The organism is Mangrovimonas aestuarii, assembly GCF_028767185.1.
In the GTDB taxonomy this organism is placed as follows: domain Bacteria; phylum Bacteroidota; class Bacteroidia; order Flavobacteriales; family Flavobacteriaceae; genus Mangrovimonas_B; species Mangrovimonas_B aestuarii.
Window position 1 is genome coordinate 142,245 of the sequence record NZ_JARACK010000006.1, and the last position, 16,003, is coordinate 158,247.

General features: G+C 37.8%; 12 protein-coding genes. 11 read left to right on the forward strand and 1 reads right to left on the reverse strand.

Annotated features, from left to right (window positions below; translation table 11 throughout):
• Positions 1-4 precede the first annotated feature (4 nt).
• The 8 genes from PWU04_RS09315 to PWU04_RS09350 all read left to right on the forward strand — a co-directional run bounded on the left by PWU04_RS09315 (position 5) and on the right by PWU04_RS09350 (position 9,497).
• Positions 5-562 (forward strand): 2'-5' RNA ligase family protein, encoded by a 558-nt coding sequence (locus PWU04_RS09315; RefSeq protein WP_274475814.1) that lies wholly within the window; start codon positions 5-7, stop codon positions 560-562.
• Between the two features lie 50 nt (positions 563-612).
• Positions 613-1,143, forward strand: a complete 531-nt coding sequence (locus PWU04_RS09320) for a GNAT family N-acetyltransferase (RefSeq protein ID WP_274475815.1) — start codon at positions 613-615, stop codon at positions 1,141-1,143.
• Between the two features lie 187 nt (positions 1,144-1,330).
• Complete coding sequence (locus PWU04_RS09325; RefSeq protein WP_274475816.1) at positions 1,331-1,780, forward strand: MarR family winged helix-turn-helix transcriptional regulator; 450 nt, start codon at positions 1,331-1,333, stop codon at positions 1,778-1,780.
• 4 nt (positions 1,781-1,784) lie between these two features.
• Entirely contained in the window at positions 1,785-4,193 is a 2,409-nt protein-coding gene (locus tag PWU04_RS09330) for a 3-hydroxyacyl-CoA dehydrogenase/enoyl-CoA hydratase family protein (protein WP_274475817.1), read from the forward strand.
• Between the two features lie 36 nt (positions 4,194-4,229).
• The gene (locus tag PWU04_RS09335) at positions 4,230-4,583 is read left to right on the forward strand and encodes a four helix bundle protein (protein WP_274475819.1); all 354 of its coding nucleotides are present in this window, start codon (positions 4,230-4,232) and stop codon (positions 4,581-4,583) included.
• A gap of 39 nt (positions 4,584-4,622) precedes the next feature.
• On the forward strand, positions 4,623-5,813 hold the full coding sequence (locus PWU04_RS09340; RefSeq protein WP_274475820.1) for an acetyl-CoA C-acyltransferase: 1,191 nt from the start codon (positions 4,623-4,625) through the stop codon (positions 5,811-5,813).
• A gap of 104 nt (positions 5,814-5,917) precedes the next feature.
• Positions 5,918-7,732 carry an acyl-CoA dehydrogenase family protein gene (locus tag PWU04_RS09345; RefSeq protein WP_274475821.1) on the forward strand — a complete coding sequence of 605 codons (1,815 nt, stop codon included), beginning with the start codon at positions 5,918-5,920 and terminating at the stop codon, positions 7,730-7,732.
• Between the two features lie 124 nt (positions 7,733-7,856).
• Positions 7,857-9,497, forward strand: coding sequence for a M1 family metallopeptidase (locus PWU04_RS09350; RefSeq protein WP_274475822.1), 1,641 nt, complete (start codon positions 7,857-7,859; stop codon positions 9,495-9,497).
• Positions 9,498-9,584: 87 nt separating this feature from the next.
• Here the strand turns inward: PWU04_RS09350 and PWU04_RS09355 are convergent, their stop codons facing one another.
• A complete protein-coding gene (locus PWU04_RS09355; RefSeq protein ID WP_274475823.1) occupies positions 9,585-11,357 on the reverse strand; it encodes a glycoside hydrolase family 15 protein in 1,773 nt (590 codons plus the stop codon).
• Positions 11,358-11,511: 154 nt separating this feature from the next.
• On the opposite strand from PWU04_RS09355, the gene PWU04_RS09360 reads away from it, so the two are divergent.
• From PWU04_RS09360 to PWU04_RS09370, 3 genes are all read left to right on the forward strand, one after another.
• Positions 11,512-13,728, forward strand: a complete 2,217-nt coding sequence (locus PWU04_RS09360) for a bifunctional alpha,alpha-trehalose-phosphate synthase (UDP-forming)/trehalose-phosphatase (RefSeq protein ID WP_274475824.1) — start codon at positions 11,512-11,514, stop codon at positions 13,726-13,728.
• 33 nt (positions 13,729-13,761) lie between these two features.
• Entirely contained in the window at positions 13,762-14,334 is a 573-nt protein-coding gene (locus PWU04_RS09365) for a YdeI/OmpD-associated family protein (RefSeq protein ID WP_274475825.1), read from the forward strand.
• A gap of 323 nt (positions 14,335-14,657) precedes the next feature.
• Complete coding sequence (locus PWU04_RS09370; protein WP_274475827.1) at positions 14,658-15,893, forward strand: LamG-like jellyroll fold domain-containing protein; 1,236 nt, start codon at positions 14,658-14,660, stop codon at positions 15,891-15,893.
• Positions 15,894-16,003 lie beyond the last annotated feature (110 nt).

Below are 16,003 nucleotides of genomic sequence, written 5' to 3' on the forward strand. Positions count from 1 at the left end.
CCTGATGAGCAAAACAGACCTTTACTTTATTTCAATTCTTCCTCCTAAGGATATTCACCAAAAGGTTAAGGAGATAAAAGAATCCTTAAAGGAGCGTTTTGGAGTTAGACGAGCCTTAAATGCTCCTGCACATATTACATTACAAATGCCCTTTAAACGGTCGGAGACTGAAATAAAACAGACTATCGAAACCCTAACCGATTTCGCACTGAAACAAGAATCATTTAAAATTGCGTTGGATGGATTTGGTCATTTTTCTTCAAACGTGATATACATTAAAATTAGAGATCACGAGAAGCTTAACAATTTGCAGCTAAACCTAAAAACACTTTTGCTTGACAAACTTAAATTCAAAAACACCGAAATCAATCATAAGTTTCATCCTCACTTAACAATTGCTACACGAGACCTCAGTAAAACACTCTACAAAACCATATGGACAGAATTTGAAAATAAACCGTTCAATACTGAATTCACTGCCAATGCCATTTTTCTATTGAAACACAATGGGAGATATTGGGACATTCATAAAAAAATTGATTTTTTAATAAACAACCCTTAAAAAACTCATTTAAAATTTTATTTTTGGTTGCCCAACCAAACAACCTACTTATGAATGTTTCAATCAGAAAAGAAAAGTTGACCGACTTTAAAGCCGTTAACGCACTGATAAAAAAAGCATTTGAAAACGATCCTCACAGCGAACACAATGAGCATCTTATTGTGAAACGTTTAAGGCTTACCAAAACCTTCATACCCGACTTTTCGATTGTAGCAGAATACGAAGGTAAGCCCGTAGGTTATATCCTTTTGACTCAGATTATCATTAAAGGAAAGAAAAAGAAAACGACAAGTTTGGCTTTGGCTCCTGTTGCCGTTTCACCGGAATTTCAAAACAAAGGCATAGGCACTCAACTTATAAACTATGCTCACAGCAAAGCAAAAGAACAAGGCTTCGAATCGATTGTTGTAATCGGACATGAAAATTATTATCCAAAGTTTGGATATTTAAAAGCGAGTAGCTTTGGCATAAACTTCCCCTTTGAGGCTCCTGATGAAAACTGTATGGCCATTGAACTCACTCCTGACTCCCTTAAAAGTGCAGCTGGTTTGGTAGAATATCCTAAGGCTTTTTTAGGGTAACAATTCAATTAAGTTTACACTCACCTATAAAATCGACATAAAGACGCTATCACTCGCTCTTTATGAAAACTTCACATAAACACCATAAACAAAACACAAACTCAACAAATATTTAACACTAATTTTTCATTATTTTATTATGCGTGCATAATATTTTTAATTATATTTGGTAGACCAATAATTTACCATGAAAGACAAAACAATTGATTACGTGCTAAGAACCACTTGGTTAGCAGTAAACAAGATGTATAATGAAGAAGCAGCTAAATTCGACAGTACTATGGCAACGGGTTTTGCGCTTTTGAGTATAGACCCAGAAAAAGGAACGCCATCTACCGCTTTGGGACCTAGGATGGGGATGGAAGCCACTAGCCTTTCACGTACCTTAAAATCTATGGAAGCAAAAGGTCTTATTGAACGCCGCCCCAACCCAAATGATGGACGTGGTGTGCTGATTTACCTAACCGATTTTGGCAAGGAAAAGCGCCAATATTCAAAAGACAGGGTTCTTACCTTTAACGAAACCGTGAAAAGACACGTAACTCCTGGGCAACTGGAGAATTTCTATGAAGTAGCAGAAACCATTAACGAATTAATATCGACCAAAAAAATTTACAATAAAAACGAATCCTATTAATACAATGAGTAAAAGAAGAATACAAAAAGTAGCCGTTATAGGTTCTGGAATTATGGGAAGCGGTATTGCATGTCATTTCGCCAATATTGGTGTGGATGTGCTATTGCTGGACATCGTTCCCCGCGAACTAAACGATGCCGAAAAAGCTAAAGGACTTACTCTAGAGGACAAAGCTGTAAGAAACCGTTTGGTGAACGACTCGCTTAAATCTGCATTGAAATCAAAACCGTCGCCAATATACCATCAAAATTTTGCCAATAGGATTAAGACAGGAAACCTTGAAGACGATATTAAAAAAGTTGGTGATGTAGATTGGATTATCGAAGTGGTTATCGAACGTTTGGACATAAAAAAACAAGTCTTCGAAACCCTAGATAAATACAGAAAACCAGGAACCCTGATTACATCGAACACTTCAGGGATTCCAATTAAATTTATGAGCGAAGGAAGAAGTGATGATTTCCAAAAGCATTTTTGTGGAACCCACTTTTTTAACCCAGCCCGTTACCTGAAACTGTTCGAAATCATTCCAGGACCTAAAACATCACAAGTAGTTCTTGACTTTTTAAATGGCTATGGCGAACAGTTCCTTGGGAAAACCTCTGTAATTGCTAAGGACACTCCTGCGTTTATAGGAAACCGTATTGGTATTTTCGGAATTCAAAGCCTATTTCATCAAGTGAAAGAAATGGGATTGACCATCGAAGAAGTTGACAAATTAACAGGACCAGTAATCGGTAGACCTAAATCAGCTACATTCCGTACAGTAGATGTGGTTGGATTGGATACTTTAGTTCATGTAGCCAACGGATTGTATGAAAACTGTCCGAATGATGAAGCTCATGAGCTTTTCAAACTGCCTGATTTTATTTCTACCATGCTTGAAAACAATTGGCTTGGAAGCAAAACGGGACAAGGATTCTATAAAAAAGTAAAAAACGATGATGGGTCGAGTGAAATCCTTTCCTTGGATTTGGACACTTTGGAATACCGCAAAAAGAAAAGCGCCAAATTCGCCACACTTGAATTAACGAAGACTGTAGATAAGGTTATCGACCGTTACAGTATTCTTGTAAATGGAAAGGATAAAGCCGGTGAGTTCTACCGTAAAAACTTTGCTGCCCTTTTTGCTTATGTTTCCAATCGCATACCAGAAATCACAGATGAGCTTTATAAGATTGACGATGCAATGAAGGCTGGTTTTGGATGGGAACATGGACCATTTCAAATTTGGGATGCCATAGGTGTTGAAAAGGGAATTGAAATCATGAAAGCTGAAGGTTATGAACCAGCAGCATGGGTTAACGAAATGCTTTCGTCTGGAAGTAAGTCGTTCTACACTATAACTGATGGTGCTACTTATTTTTATGATATTCCATCTAAAAAACAAACCAAAAAGCCTGGACAGGATGCTTTCATCATCTTGGACAACATCAGAAAAAGTAATGAGGTATTCAAAAACTCTGGTGTAGTTATCGAAGATCTAGGGGATGGCATCTTAAATATTGAATTCCAGAGTAAGATGAACACTATCGGTGGAGATGTTCTTGCAGGACTCAATAAGGCTGTTGACCTAGCTGAAAAAGATTTTGATGGACTTATTGTGGGGAATCAAGCAGCCAACTTCTCGGTTGGTGCCAATATCGGGATGATCTTTATGATGGCTGTAGAACAGGAATATGACGAATTGAACATGGCCATAAAATACTTCCAAGACACCATGATGCGCATGCGCTACTCCTCTATTCCGGTAATTGCTGCTCCTCACGGCATGGCTTTAGGTGGTGGGTGTGAACTGTCTATGCACGCCGATAAAGTTGTGGCCGCAGCCGAAACATATATCGGACTGGTTGAGTTTGGTGTTGGTGTTATTCCTGGTGGTGGAGGCTCTAAGGAAATGACTTTAAGAGCATCGGATACATTTAGAAAGAATGATGTTGAACTTAATGTGCTTCAAGAATACTTCCTAACAATTGGAATGGCTAAAGTATCTACTTCAGCATATGAAGCTTTTGACCTTGGAATTTTACAAAAAGGAAAGGATGTAATCGTAGTGAACAAAGACCGACAAATTGCTACAGCGAAATCCCATGCTAGACTTTTAGCAGATCAAGGATATACCAAACCAATTAAGCGCAATGACGTTAAGGTTTTAGGGAAACAGGCACTGGGAATGTTCTTAGTGGGAACAGACTCCATGGAAGCCGGTAAATATATCTCCGAACATGATAAGAAGATTGCTAATAAACTTGCATATGTAATGGCTGGAGGAGATTTGTCAGAACCTTCATTGGTTAGCGAACAATACTTACTTGATCTTGAAAGGGAAGCGTTCTTGAGTCTTTGTACAGAACGAAAAACATTGGAACGCATTCAACATATGCTGAAAACAGGGAAACCGTTGAGAAACTAAACTCAGTATTAAGTAACAAGTATAAAGTGTTAAGACATGCATCGTTTTAAAGAATTAAATATTTGGAAAAAGGCAATGGATATAGCAGAATCTAGTTACCGTCTTTCACATAGCTTTCCAAAAGAGGAAAAATATAATTTGACATCTCAAATCAGAAGAAGTGCGATTTCCATTCCATCTAATATTGCTGAAGGAACTGGAAGAAATTCCAATGGTGAATTCAAACAATTTTTAGGTATTGCTAATGGTTCTTCTTACGAATTGTTGACCCAACTATACTTATCCAAAAGATTGAAATTAACAACAAAAGAAAAAGTTAAACCTATAATAGATCAAGTCTTGGAAGTTTGCAAAATGAACTTTGCACTGCAAAAATCACTTGCAAAGTAGAGTCTTTGTACTTAATACTTTGTACTAACATCAAAATTTATGAAAACCGCATACATAGTAAAAGGATATAGAACAGCCGTAGGTAAAGCACCCCGAGGATTGTTCAGATTTAAAAGACCAGATGAACTGGCAGCAGAAACCATCGAATATATGATGAAAGAGCTGCCTCAACTGGACAAAAAACGTATTGACGACGTTATTGTTGGTAATGCCATGCCCGAAGCCGAACAAGGTTTAAACATGGCTCGATTAATCTCGCTAATGGGGTTAAAAACCGAGGACGTTCCCGGTGTAACTGTAAACAGGTATTGCGCATCTGGATTGGAAACCATTGGTATTGCTACTGCAAAAATACAAGCTGGAATGGCCGATTGTATTATCGCAGGTGGTGCCGAAAGCATGAGCTACATTCCTATGGGAGGGTATAAACCTGTACCGGACTACGCTGTTGCCAAAGAAGGTAACGAAGATTACTACTGGGGTATGGGACTAACAGCCGAAGCAGTAGCCAACCAATTTAAGGTATCTCGTGACGATCAGGATGAATTTGCATACAACTCCCACCAAAAAGCATTAAAAGCACAAGCAGAAAACCGTTTTCAAGATCAAATTGTACCGATCAATATCGAACAGGTTTACATTGATGCCAATGGTAAGAAAGCAACCCAAAATTACACAGTAAATAAAGACGAAGGTCCCAGAGCAGATACTAGCAAAGAAGTGTTAGCTAAACTACGTCCTGTATTTGCTGCTAACGGAAGTGTAACCGCAGGAAACTCATCCCAAATGAGTGATGGTGCAGCCTTTGTTATGGTGATGAGCGAAGAAATGGTTAAAGAATTAAACCTTGAACCTATAGCTCGTTTGGTAAACTATGCCGCTGCAGGGGTGGAACCTAGAATTATGGGAATTGGTCCAGTTAAAGCAATACCAAAGGCATTGAAACAAGCAGGACTTCAGCAAAAGGACATCGAACTGATCGAACTCAACGAAGCTTTTGCTTCACAGTCTTTAGCGGTAATTCGCAAGCTAGGATTAAACCAGGACATCGTTAATGTAAACGGAGGAGCTATAGCCTTAGGCCACCCACTCGGTTGTACCGGAGCAAAACTATCCGTTCAGCTATTTGACGAGATGCGCAAGCGTAACATGCAAGGCAAGTATGGTATGGTTACTATGTGTGTTGGTACCGGCCAAGGTGCTGCTGGGGTGTTTGAATTTTTAAATTAATTAGAACAAAGCTATTAGTATTAAGTACAAAGATTCAAATCTAATCCAATACTCAAGACTTAATTCTTGATACTTAATACACTTATCAAAAAACATAAAAAACTATGACTACACAAACCCAACAACAAGACCTGCTTCGCGGTGGACAGTTCTTAGTAAAGGAAACTAAATGCGAAGATGTATTTACTCCAGAAGATTTCTCTGAGGAGCAAAACATGATGAAAGAAGCAGTTATAGAATTCACCGACCGTGAAATCATTCCTAATAAGCCAAGGTTTGAACAAAAAGACTACGCTTTAACCGAGGAACTAATGAATAAAGCCGGAGACTTAGGTTTTCTTAGTGTGGCTGTTCCCCAAGAATATGGCGGACTTGAAATGGGGTTTGTGTCAACACTATTAGTATGTGATTATATTTCTGGGGCAACTGGCTCTTTTAGCACTGCATTTGGTGCACATACTGGAATTGGAACCCTACCAATCACACTCTATGGTACCGAAGCGCAAAAACAAAAGTATATTCCTAAGCTTGCAACTGGCGAATGGTTTGGTGCCTATTGTCTAACCGAACCTGGTGCCGGTAGTGATGCCAATTCCGGAAAAACCACTGCCACTTTATCTGAAGATGGTACGCACTACAAAATCAACGGGCAGAAAATGTGGATTTCCAATGCTGGTTTCTGCCGATTGATGATTGTTTTTGCTCGCATTGAAAACGATAAAAACATTACAGGATTTATTGTTGAATACGACCCGGAAAATCCTAACGGAATCACTTTAGGTGAGGAAGAACATAAATTGGGAATTAGAGCCTCCTCTACCCGTCAAGTGTTTTTTAGCGATACCATAGTACCTGTAGAAAACATGCTTTCTGAAAGAGGTAATGGTTTTAAAATAGCCATGAACGCGTTAAACGTAGGGAGAATAAAACTAGCTACGGCCTGTTTGGACTCACAACGCCGTATGACTACCACAGCTGTTAATTACGCAAACGAGCGCAAACAATTTAATACCCCCATCGCTGAATTTGGAGCTATCAAATCTAAGATTGCCGAAATGGCAACAAACACCTATGTGGGGGAGTCTGCCTGCTACAGAGCTGGAAAAAATATCGAAGATAGAATCGCTTTGCGAATTGAACAGGGTAACTCACACCAAGAAGCAGAACTCAAAGGCGTTGAAGAGTATGCTATTGAGTGCTCCATACTAAAAGTTGCCTTATCGGAAGATCTCCAGATCTGTTCTGATGAAGGTATCCAGATTTTTGGTGGAATGGGCTTCTCTGAAGACACTCCTATGGAATCAGCCTGGAGAGATGCCAGAATTACGAGAATCTACGAAGGAACGAACGAAATCAACCGTATGTTATGTGTAGGTATGTTGGTTAAAAAAGCCATGAAAGGACATGTAGATTTATTGGGGCCGGCCATGAAGGTTCAGGAAGAACTCATGGGAATTCCATCGTTTGACACTCCTGATTATTCTGAGCTTTTTGCCGAAGAAAAGGAAATGATCTCTAAGCTTAAGAAAGTATTCCTAATGGTAGCTGGAGCTGCGGTACAGAAATTTGGTCCAGATTTAGAAAAACAGCAACAACTGTTATTGGCAGCATCAAACATTCTTATTGAAACCTATATGGCTGAATCGGCTATTTTAAGGACTGAAAAGAATGTGAATCGTTTTGGAGAGAAGGATCAAGAAGCACAAATTGCGATGTCTAAATTGTACCTTTATAATGCTGTTGACATTGTTATCAAGAATGCCAAGGAAGGTATTGTTTCTTTTGCAGAAGGTGATGAACAGCGCATGATGCTTATGGGATTAAAACGTTTTACCAAATATTCCAACCAACCTAACGTGGTTGCTTTAAGAACCCTTATTGCCGATAAGGTTAAATCTGAAAACAAGTATTGTTTTTAATACCTTTAATTTTTTGTTTTAGTATTTAGTTGTTTGAAAAACGCTCCGGGAATTTCGGAGCGTTTTTTGCTTAAATTACCTTAGACAATCACTATTTTCATATTTTTATAGGCAAATTTATCCCATGAACAAAGTACCCTTTCTAATAGCCGCGTTAGCATTATCACTCAATATCCAAGCGCAATTACTTCAGGACAAGACTAAGTTTACAGAGCAAGACACGCTTAGGGGAAGTATTACGCCCGAACGAGTTTGGTGGGATTTAACTTATTACGATTTAAGCCTACAGGTTTTTCCTGAATCTAAATCCATTAAAGGAAAAAATACCGTTCAATATACCGTTCTTGAACCTCAACAAATAATGCAGATTGATTTACAGTCTCCATTAAAAATCACCAAAGTGGTTCAAAATGGAGAGGAATTAAAGTTTGAGGATAACATCAACGCTCATTTTATTTATTTGACTGAAAAGCAGAAAAAAGGCACCACAAACTCGGTTGATATTTATTATGAAGGTAAGCCAAGAGAAGCTGTAAATGCCCCTTGGGATGGAGGTGTATCGTGGAAAGCAGACAACAATGGTAATCCATTTATAGCAAGTTCCTGTCAAGGCTTGGGAGCAAGTGTTTGGTGGCCCTGTAAAGACCATATGTACGATGAAGTGGATAGCATGGATATTCATATTAGAGTTCCCAAAGGATTAATGGATGTTTCAAACGGAAAACCTACAGGCTCAAAAAAACACAACGATGGCACCACAACTTATAGCTGGACGGTTAAAAACCCTATAAACAATTATGGGGTGAATATGAATGTTGGAGACTACGTTCATTTTTCGGAAAAGTACGATGGCGAAAAAGGTGTTCTTGACATGAACTATTATGTATTGCGTGACAACCTTGAAAAAGCGAAAAAACAATTCAAAGATGCCCCAAGAACCATAGAAGCTTTGGAACATTGGTTTGGTCCCTACCCATTTTACGAAGACGGTTATAAACTGGTAGAAGTACCGTATTTAGGAATGGAACACCAAAGCTCCGTGACTTATGGCAACCGCTTTGAAAATGGATATTTAGGTCGTGATTTATCTGGAACAGGCTGGGGATTAAAATTTGACTTTATCATTGTTCATGAAACAGGTCATGAGTGGTTTGCCAACAACATTACCAATAAGGACATTGCCGACATGTGGATCCATGAAAGCTTCACGGCCTATTCAGAAAGTTTGTTTTTGGATTATTTTTACGGAAAGAAAGCTGCCTCAGAATATATGATCGGTACACGAAAAGGTGTTCTTAACGACCGACCAATAATAGGTGTTTATAATGTTAACCATGAAGGCTCAAGCGATATGTACTACAAAGGCGCTAACATGTTACACACTCTTCGCCAACTTATTGAAAACGATGAAAAATGGAGACAAATCCTTAGAGGCCTTAACAAAGACTTTTACCACCAAACAGTAACAACTCAACAAATAGAAAGCTATTTGAGCAAACATACTGGAATTGACCTTACAGAGTTTTTCAATCAGTATTTAAGGGATGTTCGTATTCCAACTATTGAATACAAAATGAACGGAAAAGATTTTGAATTCAGATATACTAACATTGTAAAAGGTTTCGATATGCCAATACAAATTATTATTGACGGAGAAACGAAATGGATATACCCTACCGCCAATTGGAAAACAATCGAACTGCCTTCAAAACAAGCCAAAATAAATTTTGTTCCTGACTTTTATATTGAAAAAATAGCGATTTAAAAGCTGGTTTAAAAAACATAACTGTCAGTTCGAGCGCCCGCCTGTCGAACGGATAGGAAGTCGAAACCATAAAATTACTTAGTTGTTTTAAGAAACAGGTTCAGAAAATTTTATCGCAGTTTCAATAAGGGCTAAATGAGAGTAAGCCTGGGGGAAATTCCCCAATAAACGCTTGGTCTTAAAATCGATATCCTCACTAAACAATCCCAAATGGTTGCCATAGGACAATAATTTATCGAACAATTCCTTTGCTTTGTCACGTTCTCCTATACTGAACAAGCTATTTATAAACCAAAACGTACAAATGGTAAACGACGAAGACGGTAACCCAAAATCGTCCTTATTTTTATAACGATATAACAACCCTTCAAAACAAAGTTCTTTTTCAATAGCCTTAACTGTTTTAACGTATTTTGGATTGTGGGCTTCAATAAATCCGTAAGGTTCCATCAAAAGTACCGAAGCATCTAAATCATTAGACCCATATGATTGTGTAAAAGCTTGGGCTTTTTCGTTCCATGCTTTTGAATGAATGTCATTGGCTATTTCAGCCTCTAAAAGTTCCCATTTGGATATTTTCGACTCTTTTTCTAAAATCCGGGCTACACTCAACGCCCTATTCACTGCAACCCAACATAATACTTTAGAAAATGTAAAATGTCGTTCTTCAGTTCTAAACTCCCAAATCCCCTTATCAGGCTCTCTCCAGTGCTTGCTCACCACCCAAACAATGCCTTTAGTAACACTCCACAGTTCTTCAATATTGTCGACATCCGACCTGAAATGAATGAGTTGTTGATGAATTACATCCATCAAGATTCCAAAAATATCATTCTGCTTTTGCTTATAGGCCGCATTACCAACCCGAACAGGTTTGGAGCCTTCGTAACCGTCCAAATGATCCAGAAAATATTCGGTAAGCACTTTTTCACGATTAATGCCATACATGATCTGAAGCTTTTCATCCTTATCTGGCATAAGCTCAATAATAAATTTCAAAAACCGGCGTACAATATTACGATGCCCTAATTTTGACGAGACCTTAATCACCATCGATGCATCGCGAATCCAACAAAATCGGTAATCCCAATTACGTACCTCTCCAATAGTTTCCGGAAGCGAGGTTGTAACCGCAGCCAAAACGGCACCCGACTTCTGATAACTCAATAATTTTAGTGTGATGGCACTTCGTATAATCTGTTCGTTATACGCTGTATAAGCAGGAATTCTGTCAATCCAATTCAACCAATATACTTTGGTTCGTTCCAACTCCAAATACACATCTTCTACCGAGGGTTCCTTAATTTTCTCATGATAGGACATTAAAAAATAACCATCACTTACAAGTGAAATTGTATCACCATTAACAATAGTATCTTTTTCAAAATTGCTGTATAAAAATAAGGTATCAAAACTATCTCCATTTGTAAGGCTTACAATAAACTCAGGTTTTACATAGCTAATGGTTTTCCCGTTAGCGTACTCCAGCTTTGGATTGTACTCTACTTTGAATGTTGGTTTACCTTTGACCAATCTAATATAACGAACCACTTCAGGGGGACAATAATACCCACGAGTATCTTTACGATATCTCGGCATAAAATCCCTTACCTCAAAAGCATCCATTCCATTGGTAAAATGCGTTACCAGGATACTGGTTCCCTGAATATAACTTTGGGTTATTGCGTAATCATCGTCAACAATAAATTCAAAGCTACCACCTATATTTTCATCCAATATTTTAGCAAAAACCGACGAGGAATCAAACTCTGGCAAACAGCACCAATCTAATGACGCTGTTTGAGATATTAAAGCAGCACTCCTACAATTCCCAATAACTCCATAATTCAAATTATCCATACTAAGAATTATTTATCAACCCGATTATCATTGTCCAAAACCACATCTAACATTAACATATTACAATCTGATTATTAATTTATTAAACAGCTCCTTCTGAAACCATAATTTTTCATTAAATTAAGGAAATTCTTAATCCAACCCAACTTGAAAAATGAATAAAACAATAATAGTTTCCAACAGGTTACCCTTACAAATAAAAAAAAGTAACGGCTCTATCGAAGTAAAACCTAGCATTGGCGGATTGGCTACTGGTTTAAAATCAGTACACGCCGAGGGCAACGGCATTTGGGTTGGTTGGTCTGGATTAACGGAAGAGGAGTTACTAGGGTTGGACAACACAAAAAAACAGAAAGTAACGAATGCCATTAGCAAAGAAAAATGTGCTTCGGTTTCCTTAACCCAAAAAGATATCGATGCCTACTATTACGGCTTTAGCAACAGAACATTGTGGCCTCTACTTCATTACTTTTTAGAATACACAGAATTTGACAACGAACAATGGCAAACCTATAAAGCCGTAAACGCTAAATTCGCCAAAACGGTTTTAGAACATATTGAAGACGGTGATACTGTTTGGGTTCACGACTATCAGTTACTGTTGCTCCCAAAATTGATAAAAGATAAAAAACCTAATGTTTCCATTGGATTCTTTTTACACATCCCTTTTCCATCCTACGAAATTTTAAGGGTATTCCCTTGGCGTGAAGCTCTTTTGGAGGGTATGTTAGGTGCCGATTTAATTGGCTTTCATACCTACGATTACGAACGTCACTTTTTGAGTGCCATAAAACGAATTTTAAAGCTTGAGGTTAACTTTAATGAAATCACCTATCAGGATAGAATTATTAAAGTGGATTCATTCCCAATGGGTATCGATTTTGAAAAGTTCCATCAAGCAGCCCTTGAACACGAAAAACTGCCAACAGAAGCTCAGACCGAACTCAATTTAAGACTCAAAGAGCACCATAAAACAGCACCAGACGCAAAAATTATACTTTCGATAGACCGAATGGATTACACTAAAGGTATTCCCAACCGTATTAAAGCTTTCGAATACTTTTTGGAAAAATATCCTCAGTTTAAGGAAAAGGTAAGATTGATTATGCTTGCTGTTCCCTCTCGCTCGATGGTCCCTCAATATCAAAGGCTAAAAAGTGAAACAGACGAACTAGTTGGCAGGATAAACGGAAAATTTGCGGCCGTGAACTGGACACCAATATGGTACTTTTACCGCTCTATGCCCTTCAATAATTTAATAGATCTTTACACCTCTGCCCATGTGGCACTAATCACTCCTCTAAGGGACGGCATGAACTTAGTCGCTAAAGAATATATTGCTACTCGAACCAATGATGACGGCGTTCTTATTCTTAGTGAAATGGCTGGAGCAGCCAACGAAATGAACGAAGCCCTTTTAATCAACCCCAATAATTACGAAGAAGTTGCCAACACAATAAAACAGGCATTGGAAATGCCTTTAGAAGAACAAAGGGCTAGAAATAAAACCCTCAAGGAACGCTTAGCACGATACAATGTAGAAAAATGGGCTAATGAATTTATGACCTCCTTACAAGCCACCAATAAAATAAGAGAAGCTATTGTGGTCAAAAAATTAAATAAAAACATTAAAAAAGAACTCCTCAAAAAGTTCTACACTGCTAAAAAACGCATGCTGTTTTTGGATTACGATGGTACATTGGTCGGCTTTAAGAATAACCCGCAAAACGCCAGTCCAGATAAAAACCTATACCAACTTGTTGATAAACTGACAAACATCCCCAACACAGAAGTAACTATAATTAGCGGACGTGATAGGGAAACCCTCAGCAAATGGTTTAATCAATCCAATTGCAACCTTATAACAGACCACGGGGTTTGGCTAAAACAAAATGGTAGTGATTGGGAAACTCTAGAACAGCTAAAAAACAACTGGATGACAAACATCCTCCCTGTTTTGGAAACCTTTGTCGACAGAACCCCTGGTAGCTTTGTAGAAAGAAAAAACTATTCACTTGCTTGGCACTATAGAAGGGTTGACCCTGAACTCGGACAAAAAAGAACTGCCGAACTTAAAGATGTGTTAACCAGTTTAATTGAAAACAACGAACTTACCGTTCTAGACGGGAATAAAGTGCTTGAAATAAAAAGCAGTAATGTAAACAAAGGGCGAGCTGCAAACCGCCTACTCGCAAACAAAACATACGACTTCATTATGGCAATTGGAGATGACTGGACAGATGAGTATATGTTTGAAGCACTACCAAAGGCTGCTGAAACCATAAAAGTTGGGTACAAAAAAACTAAAGCAAAATACTACATTAAAAACACAGCTGAAGTGAGAAATTTATTGGACAATTTCATCAAATAATTAAGCAGTTAAATTAAAAAAAACTACAGTCTGATGACCGAAGAAAAACCATTGCTCTATTTTAAAACCCAAGACGACTGGTATACTTGGCTAGAGGATAACCACCAAAATCATTCAGGCGTTTATTTGATTCTATATAAACTGGAAACCAATGTTCCAACCCTAAGATGGGAAGAAGCTGTAAAAGTTGCTCTTTGCTTTGGATGGATCGATTCCACCGTAAAACGATTGGATCATCAAAAAAGAAGACAATACTTCTGTCCTAGAAACCCAAAAAGTGCTTGGAGCGCATTAAACAAATCATACATTGATGAATTAGAAAAAGACGGACTCATACACCAAAGCGGTAGTAATCTTATTGAAGAAGCTAAACAAAACGGTTCCTGGAACGCCCTCGACGATGTTGAAAACCTTGTTATTCCTCCAGAACTTCAAGCAGCCTTTTCAAAACAGCCCAAAGCCTTTTCAAACTTTTCGAACTTTCCTCCCTCCTCCCAAAAAAGCTATCTATACTGGTTGTTTTTGGCAAAACGCGAAACCACTCGCCAAAAGCGTATTTCATCTATTATTGAATATTGTTTAAAGAACCTTAAAACACGTCCATAATCACAAAAAACAATTTTCTTTGCTTGTCATTTAACATATAATCTTCTCCGCTAAAATCATCCTTTTTCTATTTTAATTAAGTTTAATAAATGACAACTCATTATGGTTCATCCAACTACATAAAAAGCAGTGATTTTTTTGTATTGAAAAGCTTCAAAATATCGCTTTTATAATATTTACTTTTTATAAAAGTCAACCTCAGAACACACATTGGTATTAAGTTTATCTTATTGAAAATTTCGATTTAAAAACACTTATTAACTTAAATTAACATTTTGATTTTTTTATATATTAGCACTTTAAACCAAAATTAACTAACTAAAATGATTAGAAAATTACTTTCTTTAAAGTCGCTATTTTGCGCACTTACTTTAACAGGGTTAACAGCAAGTGCACAAAACGGTTTGAATTTTGACGGTTCTTATGATTATATTGGAACTTCTTACGATGGTTCTGATATTATGGGAACATCTTCACGTACCATTGAAGCTTGGATAAACGTACCCACTACTGCAACTGCAAATCCCCACTTTATTACCGATTATGGTGTTTGGGCTATAGGTAATAGATTTACCCTTAACGTGAATAGTAATCACCAACTTCGTATTGAAGTGAGTGGATGGGGCTTTGATGGCACAACAGCTCTAAACGATGGTTTATGGCATCATGTTGCCGTGACCTATGATGGTACTGACTTTAACCTATTTGTTGATGGCGTTAATGAAGGTGGAGCTCAACAGTCATCTGTTACAGTTGAAACTACTTTAGGGTCTGACCTTAAGATTGGAAGTAGGATTACTGGCACTGATAACTTTCATGGTTCTATTGACGAAGTTCGTGTATGGAATATTGCCAGAACGCAAGAAGAAATTCAAGGCACTATGAACACAGAAATTTGCGAAGCAACTTCCAATCTTGTAGCTTACTACAAGTTAAATGAAGGTACAGCAGGTGGTGACAATGCCGATTTCTATTACGTAACTGATGCCGTGAGCGGAAATAATGGTATACTATATAATTTTGCTTTGAACGGAGACACCTCAAACTGGGTTTCAGGTGCAAGCATTACAGAAACAGTTAGTATCGACGCTACTGTTAGCAGTGACGACACTACGCTAACCGCCAATCAGCCAGATGCCACATACCAATGGGTAGATGTAGATAATGCTAATGCGCCTATTGCTGACGAAACAAACCAAACCTTTACGCCTAATGTTAGTGGTAACTACGCTGTAGAAATTACTATGGGTGGATGTACGGAAACTTCTGAAACTGTTAATTTCACAACAGGTACATTAAGCTTAAACGACAACGTATTTGCTAACAGCATCCGTTTATATCCTAACCCAACAAGCAACTACATTAATGTAAACCTAGGTGACACCTATACAACGGTAAACGCTAGTCTACTTTCTGTTAGTGGTCGTGTAGTGGCTCAAAAAACGGTAAGTAATGCCAATGCATTTCAAATGGATTTAAACCATGCTACTGGATTGTACTTCTTGAATATCTCTACAGACAATGGTAAATCTGCCATCTTAAAAGTAGTAAAGAAGTAACATTTACAGAATAACCTAACTAACTAAAAAAAACCTCAAGGCACCTTGAGGTTTTTTTTATGGGTAAAACGTAATTAGCAAAAACATTTCGGTTAAGGTAAGTTAAGTAT